The organism is Actinophytocola sp., from assembly GCF_036378875.1.
Classification (GTDB): Bacteria; Actinomycetota; Actinomycetes; order Mycobacteriales; family Pseudonocardiaceae; genus Actinophytocola.
In genome coordinates this window covers 72,766-97,245 of sequence record NZ_DASUVO010000086.1, presented here as the reverse complement: position 1 = coordinate 97,245, position 24,480 = coordinate 72,766, and the positions used below count along the sequence as shown (strand labels likewise).

The 24,480-nt window shown below is 68.8% G+C and carries 26 protein-coding genes; 13 read left to right on the top strand and 13 right to left on the bottom strand.

What is annotated here, in order from left to right; translation table 11 throughout:
* Window positions 1–329: 329 nt before the first annotated feature.
* Genes VF106_RS25020 through VF106_RS24990 form a run of 7 tightly spaced genes read left to right on the top strand, consistent with a single transcriptional unit; the run spans window position 330 to window position 7,664 of the window.
* On the top strand, window positions 330–1,343 hold the full coding sequence (locus tag VF106_RS25020; RefSeq protein WP_330842259.1) for an ABC transporter permease: 1,014 nt from the start codon (window positions 330–332) through the stop codon (window positions 1,341–1,343).
* Window positions 1,333–2,364, top strand: a complete 1,032-nt coding sequence (locus tag VF106_RS25015) for an ABC transporter permease (protein ID WP_330842258.1) — start codon at window positions 1,333–1,335, stop codon at window positions 2,362–2,364. The genes VF106_RS25020 and VF106_RS25015 overlap by 11 nt, the downstream gene beginning before the upstream one ends.
* Window positions 2,273–3,346 (top strand): rhamnose ABC transporter substrate-binding protein, encoded by a 1,074-nt coding sequence (rhaS, locus tag VF106_RS25010; protein WP_330842257.1) that lies wholly within the window; start codon window positions 2,273–2,275, stop codon window positions 3,344–3,346. Before VF106_RS25015 ends, rhaS begins: the two co-directional genes overlap by 92 nt.
* Window positions 3,347–3,371: 25 nt before the next feature.
* A complete protein-coding gene (locus VF106_RS25005; RefSeq protein ID WP_330842256.1) occupies window positions 3,372–3,701 on the top strand; it encodes an L-rhamnose mutarotase in 330 nt (109 codons plus the stop codon).
* 8 nt (window positions 3,702–3,709) lie between these two features.
* Complete coding sequence (rhaI, locus tag VF106_RS25000) at window positions 3,710–4,876, top strand: L-rhamnose isomerase (protein WP_330842255.1); 1,167 nt, start codon at window positions 3,710–3,712, stop codon at window positions 4,874–4,876.
* 1 nt (window position 4,877) lies between these two features.
* Window positions 4,878–6,251, top strand: coding sequence for a BNR repeat-containing protein (locus tag VF106_RS24995; protein WP_330842254.1), 1,374 nt, complete (start codon window positions 4,878–4,880; stop codon window positions 6,249–6,251).
* A gap of 12 nt (window positions 6,252–6,263) precedes the next feature.
* A complete protein-coding gene (locus VF106_RS24990) occupies window positions 6,264–7,664 on the top strand; it encodes an L-fucose/L-arabinose isomerase family protein (RefSeq protein ID WP_330842253.1) in 1,401 nt (466 codons plus the stop codon).
* Here the strand turns inward: VF106_RS24990 and VF106_RS24985 are convergent.
* Entirely contained in the window at window positions 7,651–7,848 is a 198-nt protein-coding gene (locus VF106_RS24985; RefSeq protein WP_330842252.1) for a YunG family protein, read from the bottom strand. The genes VF106_RS24990 and VF106_RS24985 overlap by 14 nt on opposite strands.
* 57 nt (window positions 7,849–7,905) lie before the next feature.
* On the opposite strand from VF106_RS24985, the gene VF106_RS24980 reads away from it, so the two are divergent.
* Together VF106_RS24980 and VF106_RS24975 are read left to right on the top strand one after the other, a co-directional pair.
* Complete coding sequence (locus VF106_RS24980) at window positions 7,906–8,475, top strand: TrmH family RNA methyltransferase (RefSeq protein ID WP_330842251.1); 570 nt, start codon at window positions 7,906–7,908, stop codon at window positions 8,473–8,475.
* Between the two features lie 25 nt (window positions 8,476–8,500).
* The gene (locus tag VF106_RS24975; RefSeq protein ID WP_330842250.1) at window positions 8,501–9,163 is read left to right on the top strand and encodes an acetoacetate decarboxylase family protein; all 663 of its coding nucleotides are present in this window, start codon (window positions 8,501–8,503) and stop codon (window positions 9,161–9,163) included.
* Window positions 9,164–9,192: 29 nt separating this feature from the next.
* Here the strand turns inward: VF106_RS24975 and VF106_RS24970 are convergent, their stop codons facing one another.
* The 3 genes from VF106_RS24970 to VF106_RS24960 are packed head-to-tail and all read right to left on the bottom strand — an operon-like array spanning window position 9,193 to window position 11,265.
* Window positions 9,193–10,026 carry an amidohydrolase family protein gene (locus VF106_RS24970; RefSeq protein ID WP_330842304.1) on the bottom strand — a complete coding sequence of 278 codons (834 nt, stop codon included), beginning with the start codon at window positions 10,024–10,026 and terminating at the stop codon, window positions 9,193–9,195.
* Window positions 10,019–10,960, bottom strand: a complete 942-nt coding sequence (locus VF106_RS24965) for an aldo/keto reductase (RefSeq protein WP_330842249.1) — start codon at window positions 10,958–10,960, stop codon at window positions 10,019–10,021. Before VF106_RS24965 ends, VF106_RS24970 begins: the two co-directional genes overlap by 8 nt.
* Window positions 10,957–11,265 (bottom strand): L-rhamnose mutarotase, encoded by a 309-nt coding sequence (locus tag VF106_RS24960; RefSeq protein WP_330842248.1) that lies wholly within the window; start codon window positions 11,263–11,265, stop codon window positions 10,957–10,959. The genes VF106_RS24965 and VF106_RS24960 overlap by 4 nt, the downstream gene beginning before the upstream one ends.
* Window positions 11,266–11,323: 58 nt before the next feature.
* On the opposite strand from VF106_RS24960, the gene VF106_RS24955 reads away from it, so the two are divergent.
* The gene (locus VF106_RS24955; RefSeq protein ID WP_330842247.1) at window positions 11,324–12,022 is read left to right on the top strand and encodes a FadR/GntR family transcriptional regulator; all 699 of its coding nucleotides are present in this window, start codon (window positions 11,324–11,326) and stop codon (window positions 12,020–12,022) included.
* Here the strand turns inward: VF106_RS24955 and VF106_RS24950 are convergent.
* Genes VF106_RS24950 through VF106_RS24930 form a run of 5 tightly spaced genes read right to left on the bottom strand, consistent with a single transcriptional unit; the run spans window position 12,019 to window position 17,680 of the window.
* On the bottom strand, window positions 12,019–13,026 hold the full coding sequence (locus VF106_RS24950) for an ABC transporter permease (protein WP_330842246.1): 1,008 nt from the start codon (window positions 13,024–13,026) through the stop codon (window positions 12,019–12,021). The two genes, VF106_RS24955 and VF106_RS24950, sit on opposite strands and share 4 nt — an antisense overlap.
* On the bottom strand, window positions 13,019–14,518 hold the full coding sequence (locus tag VF106_RS24945; protein WP_330842245.1) for a sugar ABC transporter ATP-binding protein: 1,500 nt from the start codon (window positions 14,516–14,518) through the stop codon (window positions 13,019–13,021). The genes VF106_RS24950 and VF106_RS24945 overlap by 8 nt, the downstream gene beginning before the upstream one ends.
* 49 nt (window positions 14,519–14,567) lie before the next feature.
* Window positions 14,568–15,602, bottom strand: coding sequence for a sugar ABC transporter substrate-binding protein (locus VF106_RS24940; RefSeq protein ID WP_330842244.1), 1,035 nt, complete (start codon window positions 15,600–15,602; stop codon window positions 14,568–14,570).
* Window positions 15,603–15,635: 33 nt separating this feature from the next.
* Window positions 15,636–16,385, bottom strand: a complete 750-nt coding sequence (locus VF106_RS24935; RefSeq protein WP_330842303.1) for an SDR family NAD(P)-dependent oxidoreductase — start codon at window positions 16,383–16,385, stop codon at window positions 15,636–15,638.
* Between the two features lie 5 nt (window positions 16,386–16,390).
* Window positions 16,391–17,680 (bottom strand): enolase C-terminal domain-like protein, encoded by a 1,290-nt coding sequence (locus tag VF106_RS24930; RefSeq protein ID WP_330842243.1) that lies wholly within the window; start codon window positions 17,678–17,680, stop codon window positions 16,391–16,393.
* Window positions 17,681–17,834: 154 nt separating this feature from the next.
* Here VF106_RS24930 and VF106_RS24925 point away from each other — a divergent pair, with 154 nt between their 5' ends.
* Both VF106_RS24925 and VF106_RS24920 read left to right on the top strand, forming a co-directional pair.
* On the top strand, window positions 17,835–18,224 hold the full coding sequence (locus VF106_RS24925; protein WP_330842242.1) for a PPOX class F420-dependent oxidoreductase: 390 nt from the start codon (window positions 17,835–17,837) through the stop codon (window positions 18,222–18,224).
* Window positions 18,225–18,648: 424 nt separating this feature from the next.
* Complete coding sequence (locus VF106_RS24920) at window positions 18,649–19,062, top strand: hypothetical protein (protein WP_330842241.1); 414 nt, start codon at window positions 18,649–18,651, stop codon at window positions 19,060–19,062.
* Here the strand turns inward: VF106_RS24920 and VF106_RS24915 are convergent.
* From VF106_RS24915 to VF106_RS24900, 4 genes are read right to left on the bottom strand one after another with little or no spacing between them, the layout of a single operon-like run.
* The gene (locus tag VF106_RS24915) at window positions 19,049–19,648 is read right to left on the bottom strand and encodes a LutC/YkgG family protein (protein ID WP_330842302.1); all 600 of its coding nucleotides are present in this window, start codon (window positions 19,646–19,648) and stop codon (window positions 19,049–19,051) included. The genes VF106_RS24920 and VF106_RS24915 overlap by 14 nt on opposite strands.
* 13 nt (window positions 19,649–19,661) lie before the next feature.
* Window positions 19,662–21,104, bottom strand: coding sequence for a LutB/LldF family L-lactate oxidation iron-sulfur protein (locus tag VF106_RS24910; RefSeq protein ID WP_330842240.1), 1,443 nt, complete (start codon window positions 21,102–21,104; stop codon window positions 19,662–19,664).
* Window positions 21,086–21,817 carry a (Fe-S)-binding protein gene (locus tag VF106_RS24905; RefSeq protein ID WP_330842239.1) on the bottom strand — a complete coding sequence of 244 codons (732 nt, stop codon included), beginning with the start codon at window positions 21,815–21,817 and terminating at the stop codon, window positions 21,086–21,088. Before VF106_RS24905 ends, VF106_RS24910 begins: the two co-directional genes overlap by 19 nt.
* A gap of 9 nt (window positions 21,818–21,826) precedes the next feature.
* Window positions 21,827–22,669 (bottom strand): fumarylacetoacetate hydrolase family protein, encoded by an 843-nt coding sequence (locus tag VF106_RS24900; RefSeq protein ID WP_414639055.1) that lies wholly within the window; start codon window positions 22,667–22,669, stop codon window positions 21,827–21,829.
* 195 nt (window positions 22,670–22,864) lie between these two features.
* On the opposite strand from VF106_RS24900, the gene VF106_RS24895 reads away from it, so the two are divergent.
* Window positions 22,865–24,478 (top strand): AMP-binding protein, encoded by a 1,614-nt coding sequence (locus tag VF106_RS24895; RefSeq protein ID WP_330842237.1) that lies wholly within the window; start codon window positions 22,865–22,867, stop codon window positions 24,476–24,478.
* The last annotated feature ends 2 nt before the right edge of the window (window positions 24,479–24,480 follow it).

Here is a 24,480-nt window from a genome sequence, read left to right as displayed (position 1 = left end):
ACACCGCCCACGGCAGCAACACCCGCAGCGTGCGCGGACAGCAAGATCATCGGGCTGAGGCGCCCGGGGGCCCCCCGGTTTCCACATTACCGGCCGGCACTGACAATTTTGGGGCCCCGACCGGTAACGGTGAACAGGTTCACCCGCCCAACCCGGACGAGAGTCCCATTCGCTCGGGCTCGTCGGGAAAAGTTGTCCACAGCCCAGGCTGACCAGCGGTTTTGTCGGTCCCTACCAGTAGAATGGACCCGGGGCCGGCCCCCGGGATCGGGTGGGGGCTGTATACGCAACGGCCCGGGCGCGGTTGCTCCGTCAAGCGGGGGTGCGCGGTGATCAAGCCCTCCGCGCGTGAGTCCGCCTTTGCCGGGCGGGAGCTTGGGATCGTCGTCGCGCTTGTCGCTGTTGTGGTGGCGGCCACGGTGGCTCGGCCCAGCTTCCTTTCCGGGCAGGGGATCCACGACCTCTTCCTCAACGCGTCGATCATCGGGTTGCTCGCGATCGGGCAGGCGTTGCTCGTGATCACGCGGAACATCGACCTGTCCGTCGGTTCGGTCATGGGGTTGTCCGCCTACCTCAGCGGGCAGCTCTTCCTGCTGGACAAGGATCTTCCGGTCATCGTGGTCGTGCTCGCCGGGATCGCGCTCGGTGCTGTGTGCGGGGCCATCAACGGCGCGCTGGTCGCGATCGCCAAGGTGCCCGCGCTCGTCGTCACGCTCGGCACGCTCTACGTCTTCCGCGGCATCGACTATGCCTGGGCGTCCGGCACCGACACCACCCAGATCAACGCCTACCAGATGCCGCAAGGGTTCCTGAGCCTCGGGAGCGGCTCGCTGCTCGGCATCCCCAATCTCACGTTGATCACGCTGGTTGTCCTCGCCATCACGGCTTACGGCCTGCACAACTTCCGCGCGGGACGGGAACTCTACGCGATCGGGTCGAACCCGGACGCCGCGCGGCTCGCCGGTATCCCCACCGGGCGGCGGGTGTTCGGGGCGTTCGTGATCTCCGGCGCGCTCGTCGGGCTCGGCGGGGTCATGCACGCCGCCTACTTCGGCACCATCAACGCCTCCGTCGGCACCGGGCGCGAGCTGGCCGTGGTCGCGGCGGTCGTCGTCGGCGGGATCGCCATCTTCGGTGGCAGCGGCACCGTGGTGGGCGCTGCGCTCGGGGCGCTGCTGCTCACCACTATCACCAGCGCGCTGCCCATCCTGGGTGTGCCGGCGTTCTGGCAGCGGGCGGTCGACGGTGCCGCGCTGCTGGTCGCCATCTCGCTGGACCGGGCGTTCATGGTGCGGCTCGCCGAACGCCTGCGCAGAGAGAGGGCGGTGCGTCGTGCTGGCTAGGTTGCTGCGCTGGGAAACCGTGCTTCTCGTGCTCTGCGTCGTCGTGTTCGTGGTCGGGTCCGCGAGCGACGGGTTCGCCGAGCAGGGCAACATCAGCTTCCTTCTGCTGGACTACAGCGAGGTGGCGCTGCTCGCGTTCGCGTTGCTGCCGATCGTCCTCACCGGAGAGATCGACCTGTCCGTCGCCTCCACGCTCGGGTTCTGCTCCGCGCTGACCGGAACCCTCTGGGACGTGGGCATGTCCTTCGAGACCATCATTCCCCTGGTGCTCCTCGCCGGTGTCGCGCTCGGCTCGGTGAACGCGGTCCTCATCGTCCGGTTCGGACTGCCGTCTCTCGCGGTCACCATCGGCACGCTCGGGCTCTACCGAGGGCTCGCGTACGTGCTGCTCGGCGACCGGGCGGTGACGGGCTTCCCCGAGAACTACCGTCCATTCGCGACCGACTCGATCGGCGGGACGTTCCTGCCGTACGCGACCCTGCTCGTGCTCGTCGTCGGTGCCCTGATCGCGGTCGGCGTGCACATGACGACCGTCGGCCGGTCGCTCTACGCAATCGGCCTTGGTAAGGAGACCGCGCGGTTTTCCGGCATACGGGTCAACCGCATCACGTTCTCGTTCTACCTACTGTCCGGCGGGCTCGCCGCCGTGGCCTCGCTGATCTACACCCTGCGCTACAACAGTGCCCGCGCGGACAACGGCAACGGCCTGGAACTGGTCGCGGTGGCCGCCGTGCTGCTCGGCGGGGTGTCGATCTTCGGTGGGCGCGGCACCGTGCTCGGCGTGGCGACCGCGCTGCTCGCCATGGCCGGACTTCGCAACGTGCTGTTCCTCGACGATGTCAGCAACGAGATCCAGAACGTCATCACGGGCCTGCTACTGATTCTCTCGGTACTCGTCCCGGTCGTGTTCAAACCGAGGAGGACCAAGGATGTTCCGCTCAAACCGTCTGTTGTGGACGCTGAGCGCCGGTCTGGCGCTGACTCTGGTGGCCGGCTGCGGCGGGACCACGAAGGGGTCTGACGAGGCCGCCGGCGACGGCGGCACCGCGACCCAGGGCACGGCCAACCCGGACGCGCCGATCAAGGAAGGACTGAAGATCGCCTTCCTGCCCAAGGAGATCGACAACCCGTACGAGGTGATGGTCGACAAGGGCGGCGTCGACGCGGTGAGCGAGCTGAAGGGCGAGGGCAAGGAGGTCGGCCCGTCCGACGCGTCCGCGTCCTCCCAGGTTTCCTACATCAACACGCTCATCCAGCAGCGGCAGGACGCCATCGTCATCGCCGCCAACGACCCCAACGCGGTCGCGCCCGCGCTCAAGGACGCCATGAGCAAGGGCATCGCGGTCGTCACCTACGACTCCGACGCCGCGGTCGACGCCCGGCAGATCTTCGTCAACCAGGCCGACTCCGAGGAGATCGGCCGCTCCCAGGTACGGATGGTCTCCGAGCAGATCGGTGGCAGCGGCGAGATCGCGATCCTGTCGGCCACGCCGAACGCGACGAACCAGAACACCTGGATCAAGTTCATGGAAGACGAACTGAAGAAGCCGGAGTACGCCAACGTCAAGCTGGTGAAGATCGCCTACGGCGACGACGACGACCAGAAGTCGTTCCAGGAGGCGCAGGCTCTGCTGCAGACCTACCCCAACCTGAAGGGCATCATCGCGCCGACCACCGTCGGTATCTCGGCGGCCGCGCGGTACCTGTCCTCCTCGCCGTACAAGGGCAAGGTGAAGCTGACCGGTCTCGGCACGCCGAACCAGATGCGGGAGTTCGTGAAGGACGGCACGGTCACCGCGTTCGCGCTGTGGAACCCGACCGAGCTCGGCTACCTGGCCGGCTACGCGGCCGCCTCGCTCGCCTCCGGAAAGATCAGCGGCAAGGAAGGCGAGAAGTTCGAGGCCGGCAAGCTCGGCGAGTACACGATCGGCAAGGACGGCGAGATCATCCTCGGCCCGCCGACCGAGTTCAACGCGGACAACATCGACGACTTCGACTTCTGACCGAACGGAGCTTGCGGAGCGAGTCATGTCTCCGTTGCAACGAGTCTGTTTCCTCCTGAAGGTCAAGGCTGACCGACTCGAGGAGTACACCCTGCGGCACGGCGAGGTCTGGCCGGAGATGCTCGCCGCGCTGCGGGAAACCGGCTGGCGGAACTACTCGCTGTTCCTCCGGCCGGACGGCCTGCTGGTCGGCTACTTCGAGACGGACGATCTCGAAGCGGCGCTGGCCGGCATGGCCGAGCGGGACGTGAACGCCCGCTGGCAGAACGAGATGGCGCCCTTCTTCGAAGGGCTTGGTGGCGGCGCGCCCGACGAGGGCATCACGCCGCTGCAGGAGGTCTTCCACCTCGACTAGGAGATCTGATGACCGACCACTCAGCCGTCAAGGCGGCCCTGCGGAACCAGCACATCGAGACACCCTCGTGGGCGTACGGGAACTCCGGCACCCGGTTCAAGGTGTTCGCGCAGGAGGGAGTGCCGCGCAACGCGTACGAGAAGGTCGACGACGCGGCCACGGTGCACCGCTTCACCGGGGTGGCACCGTCGGTCGCGCTGCACATTCCCTGGGACCGGGTCGACGACTACGGTGACCTCGCGCGCCACGCCAAGGAACAGGGCGTCGCGCTCGGTGCGATCAACCCGAACGTGTTCCAGGAGAACGAGTACAAGCTCGGCAGCGTCTGCAACCCGGACGAGGCCGTGCGCCGCAAGGCACTCGACCACCTCCTGGAGTGCGTCGACGTCATGGACGTGACCGGGTCGGCGGACCTGTCGCTGTGGTTCGCCGACGGCACCAACTATCCAGGCCAGGACTCGATCCGCGGCCGGCAGGAACGGCTTTCCGAAGCACTGCACCGGGTCTACGACCGGCTCGGCGACCACCAGCGGATGCTGTTGGAGTACAAGCTGTTCGAGCCGGCGTTCTACACGATGGACGTGCCGGACTGGGGCACGAGCTACGCGCACTGCGTCGACCTCGGGCCGAAGGCGAATGTGCTGGTGGACACCGGCCACCACGCGCCGGGCACCAACATCGAGTTCATCGTGGCGTTCCTGCTGCACCGCGACCGGCTCGGCGGGTTCCACTTCAACTCGCGGTTCTACGCAGACGACGACCTGATGGTGGGCGCGGCGGACCCGTACCAGCTGTTCCGGATCATGGTGGAGATCGTGCTGGGCGGTGGGCTGGACGCGAGCGCGGGCGTCGCGTTCATGCTCGACCAGTGCCACAACATCGAACCGAAGATCCCCGCGCTGATCCGTTCCGTCCTCAATGTACAGGAGGCGACGGCGAAGGCACTGCTCGTCGACCAGGACGCGCTGCGCACGGCACAGGCGAACGGTGACGTGCTGGAGGCCAACGCGGCGTTGACCGACGCGTTCGCCACCGACGTGCGACCGCTGCTCGCCGAGGTTCGCGCGGACCTCGGCATCGATCCCGACCCGCTCGGCGCGTACCGCCGGTCGGGTTACTTCGAGAAGATCCGCACCGAGCGAGCGGACGGCGCCGCGGCTGGTTGGGGGGCATGAAATGAGACGGCTGGGTGTCCTGCTCACCTGCCTGCTTCTTACCGGACCTACCGTCACCGCAGTCGCCGCGCCGGCGGCGGCGCCCGCCGTCACGTTACTGCGTGACACCCAACTCGACCCGACCGCGCTGTACTTCGTGTCCTTCGACGGCCTGGTGAACAACGAGTCGTACCAACAGGACGCGATCGTGACCTATGCCGGCTACCAGTACGCGACCTGGTACACGGCGGACCGCAGCGCGGTCGTCGCCCGCCGTCGGGTGGCGTCGACCACGTGGCAGAAGGTGGTTCTCCCGCACCAACTGTCCACTAACGACTCCCACAACGTGATCTCCCTGGGGATCTCGCCGCGGGACGGCCGGCTGCACATCGCGATGGACACCCACAACACGCCGGTCTTCTACGTGAAGTCCAGGGCCGGTCTGGTGTCCGCGCCACCTGCCAGCTGGTCGCTCGCGGACTTCGGTGCGGTGCAACGAAACCTGGACGGCGTCGACCTCGGCAACATCAGCTACCCGCAGTTCGTCGTCACCCCGGACCGACGTCTGCAGCTGAGCTTCCGGACCGGGGGCTCCGGCAACGGCACCAACGAGTTGGCGGAGTACGACGGGACGTGGCGCAAGCTCGGCAAGTGGACCTCCGCGACCGGCAGTTGGACCGCCCCGAACGGTGTGGTGAGCACGACCCGCAACATGTACCTGCACGGGCTCACCTACGACTCGCGTGGCCGGTTGCACGCCGCGTTCACGTGGCGGGAAGGCAACACGGGTGTGCTGTGCAACCAGGGTGGGCTCACCAACCACGACACGGGTTACGTGTACAGCGACGACATGGGCCGCACCTGGCGCTCGAACAGCGGCGCCTCCGTCGCCACGCCGATCGCGGTCAACCAGTCACTGGTCGTGGATCCGCTGGACCCCAACCACGGTCTGATGAACCAGGAGAGCCAGGCCATCGACTCGACGGGCACTCCGCACGTGATCATCAGCTACGTGCCTGGCCGGTTCACCCAGTGCGTCACGGGCTATGCCGCCGACCGCGCCCGGTGGGGTCGCACGTTCCACCTGACACGGACGGCCACCGGCTCGTGGACCAAGCGTGAGGTGCCGATCCCGCCGAACGCGACGGGTCGCACGCGGATCGTGTTCGACGGGAGTGACAACGCGTACCTGATCATGCCGTTCGGCAAGATCGTGGCCGCGTCCAAGGCAAGTGGCTGGACCGACTGGACGACGCTGTTCGACCGGCCGGGCATGAACGTGTTCGGTGAGGTCAATGTGGACCACGTGAACGGCGCGCTTTCCGTTCTGTACCAGCAGCGATCGTCCGGCACGACACCGTCGCCGATTCGGGTGGCAGATTTCCGGATCGGTTAAAGGAGGTACAAGGTGAAGCGGCGACCGAAGATCGGGCTGATCGCTGGTGGGCTCGGGGCGTACTGGCCGCAGTTCCCGGATCTGCTGCCGACCTTGCAGGAGTCCTCGCGGTACGTGAGCGAGCGGATCACCGGTTACGACGCCGACATCGTGGACGTCGGGTTCATCTCCGACGCCCAGGAAGGCGCCGTGGCCGCGGAGAAGCTGCGGGCGGCCGGCTGTGACCTGATCGTCGGCTTCCTCACCACCTACCTGACCGCGACGATGCTGATGCCGGTGGCGCAACGCAGTGGCGCGCCGGTGCTGCTGATCAACCTGCAGCCCACCGAGTCCATGGACCACGCCACGTTCGACACAGGACAGTGGCTGGCGTACTGCGGCGCCTGCCCGCTGCCGGAGATGGCGAACGCGTTCACCCGCGCGGGCGTCGAGTTCCGCAGCGTGTCCGGGTACCTGCGGGACGAGCGGGCGTGGGCACGCATCGGCGCGTGGATCCGGGCCGCCGGCGTGCGAAAGGTGTTGCGGCACGGCCGACACGGGCTGATGGGGCACCTGTACCCCGGCATGTACGACGTGTCGACGGACCTCGCCATGGTCAACGCGCACTTCGGCGGGCATGTCGAGGTGCTGGAGTTCGACGACCTCCGCGTGCGCGTGGAGGAGGTCACGCAGTCCGAAGTAGACGCCCGGGTAGCCGAGGCCTCGGAGATCTTCGAGGTGACCGACTCGGTCAACGAGGAGGACTTCGCGTGGGGCGCCCGGGTGTCGGTCGGTCTTGATCGGCTGGTGGCCGACTTCGACCTCGACAGCATCGCCTACTACCACCGGGGCCTGAACGGCGAGCAGCACGAACGGCTGGGCGCCGGCATGATTCTCGGCGCGAGTCTGCTGACCGCGCGAGGCGTGCCGGCGGCCGGCGAGTACGAACTGCGTACCAGCCTCGCCATGCTGATCATGGACGTACTGGGTGCCGGCGGCTCCTTCACCGAGTTCCAGGCGCTCGACTTCACGCGTGGCCACGTGGAGATGGGTCACGACGGACCGGCGCACCTGGCCATCTCGGCGAAGAAGCCGCTGCTGCGCGGGTTGGGCGTGTTCCACGGCAAACGCGGCTGGGGTGTGTCGGTGGAGTTCGACGTCGCGACCGGCCCGGTCACGCTGTTGGGCGTCGGCCAGACCCGCGACGGCCGCTACACCCTCGTCGCCGCGGAAGGCGTGGTCGCCGACGGCCCCCACATGAAGATCGGTAACACGACGAGCCGCGTCGACTTCGGCCGCGACCCCGGCGAGTGGACCGACGACTGGTCGGCGAGCGGCGTCGGACACCACTGGGCACTCGGCACGGGACACCGACTGGCGGAACTCCGCGCCGTGGCAAGCCTTCTCGACGTGGACCTGATCACCGTGAGCTGAGACGGTCCAGCACGCGGCCGCGCAGCAGGTCGTACTGTTCGAGGCACCGTCGTGGCCGGCCAGGTGGTCGCTGGACCACCTGGCCACCGACCACGGTCTCCTCCTGGCGGAACTGCTCGCGAGTCAGGTCCACCTCCAGCCCTGTGCCGAACCGGTTCCAGTAGCCCACCCGCTCGCGGTGCACGCGTACCGCTACCGCAAATGTGTGGAGCGATCAGCGACGAATGTCGACAATGAGGCGGTGGGCATACACACCGGACCGGTGCGGCGCGGCGACGGCCGCACACCGGCCGTCGCGTTGATCGATCCGAAGTTCCCGCACAACGTGGGAGCGGCGGTTCGCGCTGCGTCCTGCTACGGGATCGGGCAGGTCTGGTTCACCGGGGATCGCGTGCGGCTGGTCGGCGAGCGGCGGTCTCGGCTGCCGCGGGAAGAGCGCATGCGGGGCTACCAGGACGTCGAGCTGCGCCACGCGGACCGACCGTTCGACGCCTTCGACTCGACGGCCGTGCCGGTCGCGGTCGAGCTCCGACGCAACGCGGAGTCGTTGATCGAGTTCACGCATCCGGACAACGCGGTGTACGTGTTCGGCCCGGAGGACGGCTCGCTGGACCGTGCTGTGCTGGAGGTGTGCCACCGTTTCGTGGTCATCCCCACCCGGCATTGCACCAACCTGTCGGCCGCGGTCTACACCGTCCTCTACGACCGGCACGCCAAGCGAGTGGCGGCCGGGCTGGAGACCGCCAACTCCGTGCGCGGCCGCGACTTCGACGAACCGGACCACATGGCCGACGCGGTCGGTGTTCGGTAGGGCGCGCGTGAGTACGATCGGGCGGGTGGACCGGGACGACATGCTCAACCTGCGGGGTGTGCCCCAGACCGCCCTCGCCGGTGATGTTGACCTGCCTGGGGAAGCGCCGCCCGCGCCGTGGCGCACGTCGATGCGGGCCGTCGTGTGGCAGGGATCGCCGAGTCGTGCGGCGCGACAGGCGGCCGGCCCGGTGGCCGGGCGGGTCGCGACGGTGGTCGGCGGGCTGATCAGCTACGACGACACACCGGTCGGGCCCTACGACGAGATCGTCGGTGTGGTGGGGCTGCTGTCCGGGCGCGGTGTGGCGGCAACGGTTCCTTTCATCGCCGTGGACTCGCCCGCCAGCGTGGTCGGCGGGCGGGTGAACTGGGCGCTGCCCAAGACGTTGGCGCACTTCACCGGCACCCCCGCGACCAAGATGACGGCCGAGGGTCGGGACTGGTCGGTGCGGGTCTCCGTGCACGCGCTCGGTTTCTCGATCCCGTTCCGGACGCGCGGCCGGTTGGTGCAGCCTTGGCCGGGCAGCGGAACACGGCACGCGCGGGTCAGCATGGCCGGAAAGGCCCGCCCCGCGCTGGTTCGCGTACACGTGGAGGCCGACCCGACGCTGAGCGGCTGGCTACGCGGCGGCTGGCACCTGGGCGCCGTACTGGAGAACGTGACCGGCGAGTTCGGCCGCGCGGTCTAGCGGAATTCTTCGAGCGCCGGGGCCGGTGTTCAGGACGCACCTGTGAGCGGGTAGGCGCGGGTCGCGGTGCCGGCGAACACCTCCTCCTGCTCCGAAGTGGACAGTTCGCCGGTGAACGTCCGCGTGGCCTCGTACACCTGTTCGTAGGTGGCCGCCAGCTCGCACACCGGCCAGTCGGAGCCGAACATCACGCGGTCGGGGCCGAACTCGGACAGCACGTGTGCCGCGTACGGGCGCAGTTCCTCGACCGTCCACTTCGCCCAGTCGGCCTCCGTGACCAGACCGGACAGCTTGCAGGACACGTTGGGCCTTGCCGCGAGCGACGACACGAACGCCGCCCACGGCTCGTAGCCGCCGTCCGCCACGGCTGGTTTGCCTGCGTGGTCCAGCACCAGCCGAACACCGGGCGCGGCGTCGGCCAGCGCCACCGCGGCCGCGTGCTGCGCCGGTTTCACCAGGATGTCGTAGCTCAGGCCGGCCGCCGCCACGGCGGTGATGCCCCGCACCACCTCCGGGCGCACCAGCCACTCCGGGTCCGGCTCGTCCTGTGCCTGATGTCTGATCCCAACCAGACGGTCGCCGCCGGGGACCTCGCTGAGTGCGGCCAGTCTTTCCGCGACATCCGGGGCGCACAGGTCCACCCAGCCCACGACGCCGGCGACAAGGGGCGACGAGGCCGCGATCGCGAGGAACTCCTCGGTCTCCGACACGGAAGGCAGCGTCTGCACCAGGACCGTCGCCGACGCGGGTGTCACGGCTCGCAGGTCCGCCTCCGTGTAGGCCCGCCTGATCGGGTCGAGCCCGGCCAGCCACTCGTAGTCGCGGCGGGCCGGATCCCACAGGTGGTGGTGCGCGTCAACGATCCTCACGCAACAGCCCCTCCTCGACCAGCGCCGGCCAGAGCGCAGGCGGCACCTCGACCGACGCACGTGCCAGGTTCGCGGTGACCTGATCGACCGAGCTCGCCCCGAGCACGACCGAGTCGACCGCCGGGTGGGCCGCCACCATCGCGATCGCCGCCGCCGGCAGCTCCACCCCGAACCGCCCGCACACGTCCGCGATCCGTTGTGCCCGCTCGACCAGCGGCCGCGGCGCCTCCTCGTAGTTGTAGGTGTGGCCGGGCGTCGGCGTGGCCAGGATGCCGCTGTTGAACACGCCCGCCGCCATCACCCGCACACCACGCTTGACGCACAACGGAAGCAGCTCGTCCAGCGCCGGCTGTTCCAACAACGTGTACCGGCCGGCCAGCATGATGGTGTCCACATCGGTCTCCCGGACGAACCTGGCGAGGACCGTGTCGAAGTTCATGCCGAGCCCGACGCGCTGGACCACGCCCTGCTCCCGCAGCTCGATGAGCGCGGGTATCGCCCCCGCCAGCGCCTCATCGACGTAGTCCTCGCAGTCGTGGACGAACGCGATGTCGATCCGGTCCACGCCCAGCCGGTCCAGGCTGGACTCCAGCGAGCGGAGCACGCCGTCCCGCGAGTAGTCACGGCGGCGGACCACTGTGGCCGGCACGTCGAAGCCCTCGTCGTCCCGCTCCCCCGCGTACGAAGGGTTCTCCTCCAGCAGGCGGCCGACCTTCGTGGAGATCAGGTACTCGTCCCTCGGCCGCCCGGCCAGCGCGGCACCCAGCCTGCGCTCCGACAGCCCGAGCCCGTAGTGCGGCGCGGTGTCGAAGTACCGGATCCCGCCCGCCCAGGCCTCTTCGACGATCGCGTGCGCGGTCTCGTCGGTCATCGCCCGGTACAGGTTGCCGAGCTGCGCGCATCCCAGTCCCAGTTTCAGCTCGCTCATGGCAACTCCCACACCAGCTTGAGACCCATGTCGTTGCCCGAGTAGTCGTCCTCGACATCGAGCAGCTCCGCCATCCGCCGCTGCCACGGCACGTTCGCCGGGTGGTCCCGCAGCGCGTGCCGCATGGACTGGTAGTCCTCGACCTCCAGCACGTGGAACAGGTCCTGTCCGTCCCGGAAGATGGCCCACGACGACACGCCCGCGTCACGCAACGCGACTTCGAGGTCACGCGGGATGACGGCGTGCACCTCGTCGTACTCCGCCTCCCGACCCGGCTTGAGCCGAGTGTGTAGAGCTACCCGCATCTGTTCACCTTTCGTGGCACTCTAGGAAGACACATCCAAGCTTTTGAAAGGTCATGCCATGCCGGTCACCGACGAAGCGATCGACAAGATCAAGGGCATGATCATCTCGGGTGAGCTCGCGCCGGGCGACCGGCTCCCCAAGGAGGCCGACCTCGCCCAGCGCCTCGGTCTGTCGCGCAGCTCGTTGCGGGAGGCGGTGAAGGCGCTGTGCCTGATCCGCGTCCTCGACGTGCGGCAGGGCGACGGCACGTACGTCACCAGCCTGGAACCGAAGCTGCTGCTCGACGCCATGACGTTCGTGGTGGACTTCCACCGCGACGACACCGTGCTCGACTTCCTCGCCGTGCGCAGGATCCTCGAGCCGGCCGCCACGGCGATGGCCGCGAGCCGGATGAGCGAAGAGGACATCGTGGAGCTGGGCAAGCTCCTCGAAGGACTCGAGGAGTCGCCCACCGTGGAGGCCCTCGTCACCAACGACCTGGAGTTCCACCGCCGCATCGCGCTCGGCAGCGGCAACCCGGTGCTGTGCTCGCTGATCGACAGCCTGTCCGGGCCGACGACCCGTGCCCGCATCTGGCGCGGCCTGACACAGGAGGGCGCGGTCGCGAAGACCCGAGAGCAGCACCGCGCGATCTTCGACGCCATCGCCAGCCGCGAGCCGGAACTGGCGCGGTCGTGGGCGACCGTGCACGTCGCCGGCGTCGAACAGTGGCTGCGCAACGCACTCGGCTCGGCCGACCATGACCGCCCTCTCTAGGTTTGCGGCTTGCCCCCGGTGAACCGGGCGAGCATCAGCGAGACCAGGATGATCCCGCCGAACACGGCCTGTGTCCAGAACGACGGCACCTGGGCCAGCGTCAGCAGGTTCTCCACCACGGCCAGCAGCAGCACACCGGTGAGCGCACCGAACATCGTGCCGCGTCCACCGTCGAGCGAGATGCCACCGATGACCGCGGCCGCGAACACCTGGAAGATCATCCCGTCGCCCTGGCTCGCGTTGATCGCGCCGACGTAGCCGGTCAGTACCAGTCCGCCGAGCGCGGCCAGTACGCCGGCCACGACGAACACCAGCCACGAGATGCGGTCGGTGTTGATACCGGCGGCCCGTGCGGCCTCCCGGTTGCCGCCGATCGCGTACAGAGAGCGGCCGACCCGGTGGTAGCGCAGGCCGAAGCCGACCAGCCCGTACAGGATCAGGGCCAGCCACACCGAGATCGGCAGCCCGATGAACGTGGCGGTGGCGAGCGTGAAGAACGCCTCCGGCATGTCGAACAGGGTCTTGCCCTCGGTGGCGCCGACCAGGAGTCCTCTGAGGATGATCAGCATCGCGAGCGTCACGATGAACGCGTTCAGCTTGAGCTTCACGATGAGGAACCCGTTGAACACGCCGATCACCGCGCCCACCACGAGGATGACCGCGATGCCGGCGAAGGCAGGCCACTCGGTGCCGAACCCGGACGGGATCACCAGCAGCGCGCCAACGGCCGGCGCGATGCCCACAGTGGACTCCAGCGACAGGTCGAACTTGCCGGAGATCAGCACGAGCGACTCGCCCAGCACGACCAGCGCGAGCGCGGCGGACGCACCGAGGATGCTGATCAGGTTGCTGGCGGTCAGGAAGCTCTCGTTGACGACCGCGCCGATGATCAACAGCACCGCGAGCGCCGGCAGCAGTGCCAGCTCGCGCAGGCGCGGGATACGTGAGCTCTTCTTCGCCGCCGAGAGGGTGGCTCTGCGCTCCCCCGGCAGGACGTCAGTCATCCGATGCGACTCCTTCGATGTCGGCCACCAGGTCGCCCACCGACCAGCCGGCCTCGTGCTCCGCGACCAGCGTGCCGGCACGCAGCACCAGCACCCGGTCACATGGCCGGAGATCGTCGAGCTCGTCGCTCACGATCAGGACCGCCTTGCCCTCGGCGCGTACCCGCTCGACCTGGCCGAGCAGCGCCTCCTTCGACTTCACGTCGACGCCGGCGGTCGGGTTGATCAGCACCAGCACCGACGGGTCACTCGCCAAGGCCCGCGCCAGCACCACTTTCTGCTGGTTTCCGCCGGACAGCGCGTCGGTCGGCTGATCCGCGCCGGCGGCGACGATGTCGTACTCGGCGATCGCCTTGGTGGCGACCGCGGCCCGAGCGCCCGGCGCGGCGAGCCCCGCCGAGCCCATACGGTCCAGAATGGACATGGCGGAGTTGTCCGCGATGGACATACCCAGCACGAGACCCTGGTGGTGCCGGTCCCGTGGCACACAACCGATGCCGGCACGCAGCGCCGCCTTCACGTCGCCGCGCGGCAAGGAGCGGCCGCCGACCTCGACGACACCCGCGGTCGGCGCCCGTAGCCCGTAGATGGTCTCCGCGACCTGGTGCTTGCCGCTCGCGTTCGAGCCGGCGATGCCGAGCACCTCGCCGCGCCGCAGGCCGAACGAGATGTCGGTGAACGCGTCGCCGGACAGCCCGGCGACGGTCAGCACGTCCGCCGCGTCGGCCGCCACCCGGTCCCGCGAGGCGGCGTCGACCACCGTGAGACCGCCGCTCTCGCCGGTCATCGCGTCGATCAGCTGCGTGCGGGTGACCTCCGCGACCGGTGCGGTGAGCACCTGCCGGGCGTCCCGCAGCACCGTCACGGCCTGGCAGACCTCGTACACCTCCTGGAGGTGGTGCGAGATGAACAGGAACGTGACCCCGGCGTCCTGCAGTTCCCGCATGCGCACGAACAACCGGCCGATCGCGTCGGAGTCCAGCTGCGCGGTCGGCTCGTCGAGCACGATGAACCGGGCGCCGTAGGACAGCGCACGCGCGATCTCGACGAGCTGACGGTCCTCGACGGACAACTCGCCGGCCGGCTGGTCCACCTCGACCGCGACCCGCCAGGAGTCCAGCAGCTCACGGGCGTCGCGGCGCAGGCGGGACCAGGAGATCACGCCGCGCCGGGTGGGTTGCCGGTTGATGAACAGGTTCTCCGCGACCGTCAGGTGCGGGATGACCGTCGAGTGCTGGTAGACGCAGGCGACCTTGCTCCGCCAGCCCTCCCGGTCACCGAGCGGAGGTGCCGGCTCACCGCCGAACGTCACCACTCCCGTGTCTGGTTTGGACAGTCCGGTGAGGATGGTCACGAGGGTCGACTTGCCCGCCCCGTTGCGGCCGACGAGCGCGTGCGACTCGCCGGCTGCCACGGTGAGGCTGACGTCGGCGAGCGCCACGGTCGGCCCGTAGCGCCTGCCGACGTCAACAGCCTCGACGACCGTCGTCACGCCGCCCCCTCGACCGCTTCGTGGCGACGGTTCGCTCCGCAAGCTCCGCTCACAGCGTGTTGCCCCACAACGCGTCGTCGTCCACGTTCTCCGCGGTGACGACCGGTGCCGGCAGCTGGTCCTCGAGGATGCCCGGGGACGCCTCGACGACGGTGCTGTCGTGGTCGGTCGGGCCCTCCTTGAAGGTCTCCCCCGCCATCGCCTTCTTCAGCCAGTACATGCCGTACTTGGCGTAGCTGTCGGCCGGCTGCGAGACGGTCGCGTCCAGCTCACCGTTGCGGATCGCCTCCAGCTCCTGCGGGATGCCGTCGTTGGACACCGTCACGATGTGCTTCGGGTCGTCGACCGGGAACTTGAGTCCCTTGCGCTCCAACGCCTGCAGGGTCGGTGCGAGGTAGACGCCGCCGGCCTGCATGTAGATGCCCCTGACGTCCGGGTTGGCGGTCAGGAGGCTCTCCAGGCCGGACGCGGCCTTCTCCGCCTTCCACTCCGCGGGGATCTCCAGCACCGTGATCCCCGGGTACTTGGACTTCATGCAGTCGCGGAAGGCCTCGGACCGGTCCCGGCCGTTGATCGACGCGAGGTCGCCCATGATCTGGATGACCTTGCCCTGCTGGACCTTCTCGCCGATGACCTCACACGCCTTGCTGCCGTACGCCCTGTTGTCGGCCCGCACGACCATCGCGACCTTGCCGGACTCCGGCCGGACGTCGACAGACACGACCGGCACGCCCTTGCGCTCGGCCTGGTTGAGGCCCGCGACGATCGCGGCGGAGTCGAGCGGGGTCAACACCAGACCCTTGACGCCCTGGTTGAGGAGGTTGTTGATGTCGGTGATCTGCTTCTGGGTGTTGTTGTCCGCGTTGACGGTCGGCAGGACATCGAGGCCCTCCGCCTTCGCCATCTGCGGCACGTAGTTGTTGTACGCCTGCCAGAACGGCGAGGTCAACAGCGGCACGGTCGCGCCGATCTTGCCGTCCCCACCGCCCCCACCACCGCCCGCCGTGTCCTGTGTGGAGCCACAACCGCCGACCGCGACCGCTAACGCGGCTACCGTCGCGACCACGCCGATGGTCTTGCGCATCGCATCCTCCTTGATGCTCGTCAGGGGAGAGTCTCAGCTGGTGGCCCGCGGTCGAGGACGCAGGCCGAACATGCCACCGTCGACCGCGAGCGCGGTCCCGGTCGTCGATCCGGACAGAGGGCTTGCGAGGTAGGCGATCGCGTGACCGACCTCCTCCGCGGTCACGAGCCGGCCCATGGGTTGACGGGCCTGCAGCGCCGCGCGTTCAGCGGCCGGGTCGGCGGCGGAGTCGAGCAGCCGGCCGACCCACGGGGTGTCCGCGGTGCCGGGACACACGCAGTTGATCCTGATGCCGTCGTCGAGGTGGTCGGCGGCCATCGCGAGCGTCAACGCGAGCACCGCGCCCTTGCTCGCCGAGTACAGCACCCTGCTGGGCAGCCCGGCCCACGCCGCGATCGAGCAGGTGTTGACCACGGCCGCTGTATTCGACCGGCGCAGGTACGGCAGGGCGGCACGGGTCACGCGTGCCATGCCGACCACGTTCACGTCGAGCACCCGGTGCCACTCGGCGTCGCCGTTGGCGGCCACGTCGCCCTGCGCGCCGATGCCCGCGTTGTTGACCAGCACGTCGATCCCGCCGAACCGCTCGCCGACCCCCTCGATCGCGGCACGCACCTCGTCGTCGTTCGAGACGTCGCAACGAAACCCGTGCTTGGCGCCTTCGGGGTTCAGGTCGAGCACCGCGACCTCAGCACCCCGGTCGGCCATGATCGCCGCGGCGGCCGCCCCGATACCGGAAGCACCACCGGTGACAACCGCGGTCAACCCGGCGAACTCACTCACGCCGCTCACGCATTCCTCCACTCAGGACCGTCCGGGAAGGCGTACCGGGCGAGCGCCTCGTCGTGGATCCGCGCGGAGAAGCCCGGGGCCGTGGGCGCGAGGTAGCGTCCGTCCTGCACGATAGCGGGGTCGGTGAAGTGCTCGTGCAGCTGATCCACCCATTCGATCGCGCGGTCCTCCTCGGTGCCGGACACGGCGACGTAGTCGAACATCGACAGGTGGCGGACCAGCTCGCACAGGCCGACGCCACCCGCGTGCGGGCACACCGGCACCCCGAACTTCGCGGCCAGCAACAGGATCGCGATGTTCTCGTTGACCCCGCCGACCCTGGCCGCGTCGATCTGCAGCACGGACAGCGCGCCGGCCTGCAGGAACTGCTTGAACATGACCCGGTTCTGGACGTGCTCGCCGGTGGCGACGCGGATCGGGGCGATGGCCTCGGCGATGGCGCGGTGGGCGAGGATGTCGTCCGGCGAGGTCGGCTCCTCGATCCAGTACGGGTCGAAGCGAGCAAGCGCCTGCATCCACTTGATCGCGGGCTCGACGTCCCAACGCTGGTTGGCGTCGACGGCCAGCCGGATGTCCGGGCCGACGGCCTCACGGGCCAGCGCCATGCGCCGGATGTCGTCGTCGAGATCGCCGCCGACCTTCAGCTTGAGCATCTCGAACCCGTCGGCTACGGCCTGTTCGGCGAGGCGGACCATCTTCTCGTCGGAGTAGCCGAGCCAGCCCGCGCCGGTGCTGTAGGCGGGGTAGCCGTGGGCCTCGATGTGCGCGATCCGCTCCTGCCGACCAGGCTTGCCCAGTATTTCCAGGGCTTCCTGCTCGGTGAGCGCGTCGGAGAGGTAGCGGAAGTCGACCTGGGCGACCAGTTCCTCCGGCGTCATCTCCGACAGGAACTTCCACAGTGGACGATCGGCACGGCGGGCGGCCAGGTCCCACGCGGCATTGACGACCGCGCCGATCGCCATGTGGACGACGCCCTTCTCCGGGCCGAGCCAGCGCAGCTGGGAGTCGCCGACCAGGTCCTTGTTGAGCGCGGCCAGCTCGGCGGCCGTCTCGGGCACGCGCCGGCCGACCACGATGTGGTCCAGGGCGGCGATGGCGGCGGCCTGGACGTCGTTGCCACGGCCGATGGTGAACGCGAGCCCGTACCCTTCGGGCCCGTCGTCGGTTCGCAGGACGACGTAGGCGGCGGAGTAGTCGGGATCGGGGTTCATCGCGTCCGAGCCGTCGAGCTCACGGGACGTGGGGAACCGGATGTCGAGCACATCCATGCCCGTGATGCGCGCCATCAGCCGCGTTCCCCTTCTCTCAACATCGAACAGACATCCGATGTATACCCGAAGCGGATCGCGGAATCCAGAGCTTGTCTCACGCCGTGGCTAGATTGATCCGATCACGATTGTGCACCTTCCACCGATATCCGCACAGGTCGATCATGAGTTGGTGACCCTTGACGACACGACGAGACAACTGGTCGACGGCGCGAACTTCGCCGTGCTGGCCACCGTGAACCCCGACGGCTCCCCACAGACCTCGGTCATCTGGGTCGGGCTGGAGGGCGACGCCGTGGTCTTCTCCAGTACGACCGCCAGGAAGAAGACCCGCAACATCGTGCGGGATCCCCGAGTGAGCGTGACCGTGATCGACTCGGCCAATCCGTACCGGACGGTCGAGATCCGCGGCAAGGCCGAGGTCATCGACGACCCGACCCGCGAGGTGGGCCGCCGGCTGTCGCACAAGTACGTGGGCGAGGACCCACCCGCCGACCCGCCGGGGGTGAAGCGCGTGCGGGTGCGGGTGGTGCCCGAGACGGTCATCGGACTGTCGTTGTGAGTCCGCGGTAGCGCATCGTGCCCGCCTGACGACAGAATACGGCGGGAGGTGTGGCGTGGCGGACTGGCTTGACACAGCGGACAAAGTGGCCTCGATCGTGGGGGCGGCGGCCGGGTTGACGGCGCTGGTCCTCACGATCCGGGCCAACTCCCGCCGCGACGCCCCGGGTTCCGCGCCGGCCACCCCGCCTCGCGACGTGGCCGCGACGGAAGCCGCGCGGTTCCCGCCCTTTCCGGACCAGGGGCCGGTCGCGCCCTTTTCCGACCACCGGTCGGACACACGGCCCATTCACGAGCGTAGGACCGCACCACAGCCGCCGGTCTTCTCCGAGCGCGAGACCTACCCACCGCCAACCTTTCCCCAACAAGGCCCGCATACCCGGCCCGGCCGGCAAGATCCGGCATCTCAGCCTCACCGCCCCGGCATGCCGTATCCGACCCAACCACCCGTGGTCGGACGGTCCCGTCGTTTCTCGTCCAGGAGCGGGCTGAGCGGCCTGCTCGGCGTCATCGTGGTCTGTGCCGGACTGGCGTTGCTCGGCTGGTGGCTGGTGCCGACGCTGGGCGGCGGTCCGGACCTTCCCTGGTGGTTGATCGTCGGTTTGACCGTGTGCTACGGCCTCGGGATCTCCTTCGAGTTCGTCGATCTGAACGAGCCCGGCGTGGTTCTGATCTACGTGATCTGGGTGCCGGCAGCCGCTTGGCTCGCCGCACGTGCCCTCGTCAACTACACGTTCCCCACCCTGTTCGCCCCCCAGGGCCTCTGGTTCGTCATCACGTTCGTCGGCGCGATGCTGATCGGAGCCGGCGTGCTGGTCAAGGCGTTCAGGTCACGATGAGCACTTCGAGGTTGCGTGGGCCGTGCACGCCCTCCACCCGGTCCAGCTCGATGTCGCTCGTCGCGGACGGGCCCGAGATGAAGGTGAGCGGGCGGGTCGACTCCAGGCGGGCAAGGGCTTCCGGGACAGTGCCCACGACCTGGTCGGCGTGCACGACGCACAGGTGGTAGTCGGGCAGCAGCGTCAGCACCCGCCGGCCCTGGGCGTGGCTGGCGTCGAGGACGATCGTGCCGGTCTGCGCGATCGCGACCGCGCAGCCGGTGAGCACGCCGTCCGCCCGATCCAGTGCCGCGTTCGACAGGGGTGACATCGGCGCGTCGAGCGACCACACGACCTCGCCGACCCGCCACCACGACGGCAGGTCGGCTGGGGAGACCATGACCCGCACCCTGCGGGCGGTCAGTGAGGACTCGATCTCCGCCGCCAGGTCCTGTTCCCGCACGCGACGCACCACCGCGCGGTAGTCGGCGACCTGCTTCTCGAACAACGTCAGTACGTCGCCCAGGTCGCGGGTCTTGTCGTAGTCGCGCGGCACGGTGACCGGGCCGGGTCGGTCGGCCAACGCCTTCCTGATCCGGCCGAGCATCTCGGACCGCGCGTTACCGTAAGCCACGAGTCCTCCGCCACCACGCCGAGAACGTCTCCTTCGCCGGTGCCGGCAGGTCCCGCGAGTCCGTCCACTTGGAACCCGGCCACGGCAGTCGCTTCACCTGGCCTCCCCTGGCGAGGAGCCGCAGTACTGTCGCCGCCTTCTGCGCCAGCCGGAACCGCGACGGGGACGCCATCACCCACGACGTCGCCGCCATCGCGACCGCCTCCGGTGTATGCGCATTCTCGTTCGCCTTGCCCCGCAGGTGAACCAGCACGGCCGGGATGTCGATGCGCACCGGGCACACCTCGTAACAGGCGCCGCACAACGAGGACGCGAACGGCAGCGACTTGAGCAACGCGGCCGTCTCCGGATCGTCTGTGCCGGCGCCGAGTTGTGGGGTGAGGATCGCGCCGATCGGGCCCGGGTACACCGAGCCGTACGCCTGGCCGCCGGTCCGCTCGTACACGGGGCACACGTTGAGGCACGCCGAGCACCGGATGCAGCGCAGCGCCTGCCGACCGACCCGGTCGGCGAGTGTCTTCGTACGGCCGTTGTCCAGCAGTACCAGGTGGAACTCGCGTGGACCGTCGCCCGGCGTGACGCCCGTCCACACCGACGTGTACGGGTTCATCCGTTCCGCTGTGGACGAACGCGGGAGCAGCTGCAGGAACACCTCGAGGTCGGCCCACGTCGGCACGAGTTTCTCGATGCCCATCACGGTGATCAGCGTCTCGGGCAGGGTGAGGCACATCCGCCCGTTGCCCTCGGACTCCACCACGACGACGGAACCCGTGTCCGCGACCGCGAAGTTCGCGCCCGAGATCGCCACCTTCGCGGAGAGGAACTTGCGCCGCAGGTGGCTCCGCGCCGCCTCGGCAAGCTCACGTGGCCGGTCGGACAGGTCGGCGGGAGCGCCCGGCATCGTCCGGCGGAAGATGTCCCTGATCTCCGAACGGTTCCGGTGGATCGCGGGCACGAGGATGTGTGAGGGCCGGTCGTCGCCGAGCTGCACGATCAGCTCGGCGAGGTCCGTTTCGATGGCGTCGACGCCGCCTGCCTCGAGTGCCTCGTTGAGGCCGATCTCCGCGGTGGCCATGGATTTCACCTTGACCACCTCGTCGGCGCCCTTCTCCCGGACGAGGTTCAGCACGATCTCGTTGGCCTCGGCAGCGTCCCTGGCCCAGTGCACGACGCCGCCACGTGCGGTGACCGACTCCTCCAACTGTGTCAGATAGACGTCCAAGTTGGACAGCACGTCGTCCTTGATCGCCTCGCCGGCACGCCGAAGTCGTTGCCAGTCCGGCAGTTCCGCCACCGCGGCCGCCCGCTTCGTGCGGATCGTGCTGGTGGCGTGCGCGAGGTTGCCGCGCAGCTGGACGTCGGCGAGCGCGTCCCGGGCAGCCGTCGGGAACGTCGGGCTGCCCAGCCACGTCACGGGGTTGCGGCCCATGGCTCCTCCTCCGTGCTCGCCAGGATCTCCGCGAGGTGCAGCGCCCGCACGCCGGTCCGCAGCCGGGACAGTCCGCCACCGATGTGCATGAGACACGAGTTGTCGCCGGCCGTCACGACCTGCGCCCGCGTCTCGAGGACGTGGGTCATCTTGTCGGCGAGCATCGCGGTCGAGGTCTCGGCGTTCTTGAGCGCGAACGTGCCACCGAACCCGCAGCACGAGTCGGCGGCCGCCAGTTCGACGAGGTCCAGTCCACGCACCGCCCTCAACAACCGTAGAGGCCGGTCATCCACGCCGAGCATGCGCAGCGAGTGGCAGGTCGGGTGGTAGGTGACCCGGTGCGGGAAGTACGCGCCGACGTCGGTGACGCCGAGCACGTCGACGAGGAACTCGGACAGCTCGTAGGTGCGTACCGCCACCGCGGCGGCACTTCGGTGCAGGTCCGGGTACACCTCGCGCACCATCCCGGCGCACGAGCCGGACGGCGCGACCACGGCGTCGTAGCCGTCGAACGCCTTCGCGTGCCGTTTCGCGAGCTTGGTCGCGTGTGCCCGGTATCCGGTGTTGTAGTGCATCTGACCGCAGCAGGTCTGCGCCGGCGGGAAGTCGACCTCGCAGCCGAGCCGCTCCAGCAAACGGACCACCGCACGCGCGGTGTCCGGGAAGAACGTGTCGGTGAGACACGTGGCGAACAGCGCGACCCGGGTACCCACCTGAGCTCCCTACGGCTTGACGAGCACCTGGCGCTGCCGGCCGAGCCCGTCGATCTCGATCTCCATCACGTCATCGACCGAAAGGTATGGGAAGCGGCCCGAGAGCGCGACCCCCTGCGGCGTTCCGGTGTTCACGAGGTCACCCGGCTCCAGCACCATGTACTGGGACAGGTCGTGGATCAGCGTGGCGACGCTGAACAGCATGTCCGAGGTGCTCGAGTCCTGCCGGGCCTCGCCGTTGACCCACGAGCGCAGGCCGAGCGCCTGCGGGTCGGCGATCTCGTCCGCGGGCACGAGCCACGGGCCAAGCGGGTTGAACGTCTCGCAGCACTTGCCCTTGGACCACTGGCCGCCGGACATCTCCAGCTGTAGAGCCCGCTCCGAGACGTCGTTGGACAGCACGTAGCCGGCGACGTGGTCGAGCGCCTCGTCCGGTGAGTCCAGGTAGCGAGCGCGTTTACCGATCACCACACCCAGCTCGACCTCCCAGTCGACCTTCTCCGCACCTCGGGGCAGGAGCACGTCGTCGTTCGGGCCGACCACAGTGTTCGGATGTTTGAAGAAGATCACCGGCCGCTCCGGCGGTGCCGCACCTGACTCGGCGGCGTGTGCTGCGTAGTTCATCCCGACGCAGACCACGGCGGGTGGGCGGGTGATCGGCGCGCCGATCCGCTCGCCGTCGATGCTGTCCGGAGGAAGCTGGCCTGCGGCGAGCGCTTCGGCGACCCGCGTGATACCGCCGCCGCCCAGGAAAGCGCCGTCGATGTCGCTGGTCAGCCCCGACAGGCTGTATGCGCTGTCATTGTCGTCGAGCACGATCGGCCGTTCGGCGCCGAGGGCGCCCACCCGCATGAGCCGCAAGGCAGTCCTTCCGTCAGTCCGTCGGAGTCCCGTTGCCGTCCCCGCAGGTAACCCTATTGCGTTCTGGCGGCGACACACATCCGACGTAAGCGTGATCATAGGGTTATCTGGATCATCCAAAGCGGAATGTACGCGCATACATCCGATGTTTGTGCATCTGCGAAGCGATCGTGTTCGGATGGGCTCGTGGAAAACCTCGTTCTCGGCGACGTCCTGCGGTCCCGCGCGGAGAGCCATGGGACCGAAATCTTCCTCAGATTCCGTGACGGCGAGCTCACGTACCGCGACATCGACGCCGAGGCCAACCGGGTGGCACAGGGGTTGATCGGTCTCGGCATCAGCAAGGGCGAGCACGTGGCCGTGATGCTGCCGAACTGCCCCGAGCTGGTGTCGGTGATCTTCGCGCTGGCGCGGCTCGGCGCGGTCGCGGTGCCGGTCAACACGGCGCACCGCGGCGAGGTGCTCAGACACGTACTGTTCAGCTCGGACTCGACGGCGCTGGTCGTCGACGCCGAGTACGTCGACCGGCTTCCGGTCGACCGGCTGCCCGGCCTCGCGCGGATCGTCGTGCGCGGCGACGCGTCCGCGCTGCCCGACCGCGCGGTCACCTTCTCGAGCCTGCGTGGCAGGGACGCCGCCGAACCCCGCGCCGGTGTGGTGTTCTCCGACCTGCAGGCGATCATGTACACGTCCGGGACCACGGGCCCGTCCAAGGGCGCGATGGTCTCCCACGCGCTCGCACTGACCTGCGCGTACGACTCGCTGAACTTCCTTGACCGGTGGGGAAAGACGACGTACTGCCCGCTACCCCTGTTCCACGCGGCGGGGTTGTGGGACGGGGTGTTCTCGGCACTGCTGTCGGGTGCCTCGATCGCGGTGGTCGAGAAGTTCAGCGCGTCCCGTTTCTGGGACGACGTGCGGTACTTCGGGGCGCAGGTCGCGATGAGCGTGTTCTCGATGATCCCGATCCTGATGAGCGCGCCGCCGTCGCCACGAGACCACGACCATCCACTCGAGATGTTCTACATGGGTAAGTCCGCGTTGGACGAACCGTTGCGTACGCGGTTCGGCGTGCGTTCGGTGGAGACGTACACGTCGACGGAAGCCGGGATCGCGACGGGCAGTCCGTACGGCGAGTGGCGGGTCGGCTCCTGCGGCACCGTCCATTCGGAACGGTTCGACGCGGCGGTGGTGGACGAGCACGACCGCCAGCTCGTCGCCGGCGAGCCCGGCGAGCTGGTGCTGCGACCGAAGCAGCCGTACGTGCTCACCACCGGTTACTACGGCACACCGGAGGCGACGGCCGACGTCTTCCGCAACCTCTGGTTCCACACCGGTGACCGGGTCTGGCGCGACGAGGACGGCTACTTCTACTTCCTGGACCGGATGAAGGACTCGATTCGCCGCCGCGGCGAGAACATCTCGGCGTTCGACCTCGAGTGCGAGATCAACACCCATCCGGCGGTGCTCGAATGCGCGGCGATCGGCGTCCCGTCCGAACTGGAGGACGAGGACGTGAAGCTGGCGGTCGTGCTGCGCCCCGGCATGTCGCTGGCCCCGGAGGAACTGGTGGAGTTCTGCCTGGAGCGACTGCCGAGGTTCATGGTGCCGCGCTACCTCGAGTTCCTGGACGCGCTCCCCCGCACCCCGACCGACAAGGTGGCGAAGTACAAGCTGCGTGCGCAGGGCGACCATGGGATCACGGCAGGAACGTGGGACAGAGAGAGTGGCGGAGTGTCGCCGACCACGCTCACCATCCGTCCAGTGCCCGCCCCGGCCAGTGAGGCCGCCGCGAACTAGGA

What these genes read in the sequence shown, in the direction of transcription:
- VF106_RS24965 (WP_330842249.1), bottom strand. Translation starts at nt 10,960, where the DNA reads ATGAGCGAGCTGAAACTGGGACTGGGATGCGCGCAGCTCGGCAACCTG.
- VF106_RS24940 (WP_330842244.1), bottom strand. Translation starts at nt 15,602, where the DNA reads ATGCGCAAGACCATCGGCGTGGTCGCGACGGTAGCCGCGTTAGCGGTC.
- VF106_RS24920 (WP_330842241.1), top strand. Translation starts at nt 18,649, where the DNA reads ATGCCGTATCCGACCCAACCACCCGTGGTCGGACGGTCCCGTCGTTTC.
- VF106_RS24900 (WP_414639055.1), bottom strand. Translation starts at nt 22,669, where the DNA reads ATGCGGGTGGGCGCCCTCGGCGCCGAACGGCCGATCGTGCTCGACGAC.
- VF106_RS24915 (WP_330842302.1), bottom strand. Translation starts at nt 19,648, where the DNA reads ATGCTCGGCCGGATCAGGAAGGCGTTGGCCGACCGACCCGGCCCGGTC.
- rhaS (WP_330842257.1), top strand. Translation starts at nt 2,273, where the DNA reads ATGTTCCGCTCAAACCGTCTGTTGTGGACGCTGAGCGCCGGTCTGGCG.
- VF106_RS24960 (WP_330842248.1), bottom strand. Translation starts at nt 11,265, where the DNA reads ATGCGGGTAGCTCTACACACTCGGCTCAAGCCGGGTCGGGAGGCGGAG.
- rhaI (WP_330842255.1), top strand. Translation starts at nt 3,710, where the DNA reads ATGACCGACCACTCAGCCGTCAAGGCGGCCCTGCGGAACCAGCACATC.
- VF106_RS24950 (WP_330842246.1), bottom strand. Translation starts at nt 13,026, where the DNA reads ATGACTGACGTCCTGCCGGGGGAGCGCAGAGCCACCCTCTCGGCGGCG.
- VF106_RS24910 (WP_330842240.1), bottom strand. Translation starts at nt 21,104, where the DNA reads ATGGGCCGCAACCCCGTGACGTGGCTGGGCAGCCCGACGTTCCCGACG.
- VF106_RS24955 (WP_330842247.1), top strand. Translation starts at nt 11,324, where the DNA reads ATGCCGGTCACCGACGAAGCGATCGACAAGATCAAGGGCATGATCATC.
- VF106_RS24930 (WP_330842243.1), bottom strand. Translation starts at nt 17,680, where the DNA reads ATGGCGCGCATCACGGGCATGGATGTGCTCGACATCCGGTTCCCCACG.
- VF106_RS25005 (WP_330842256.1), top strand. Translation starts at nt 3,372, where the DNA reads ATGTCTCCGTTGCAACGAGTCTGTTTCCTCCTGAAGGTCAAGGCTGAC.
- VF106_RS24995 (WP_330842254.1), top strand. Translation starts at nt 4,878, where the DNA reads ATGAGACGGCTGGGTGTCCTGCTCACCTGCCTGCTTCTTACCGGACCT.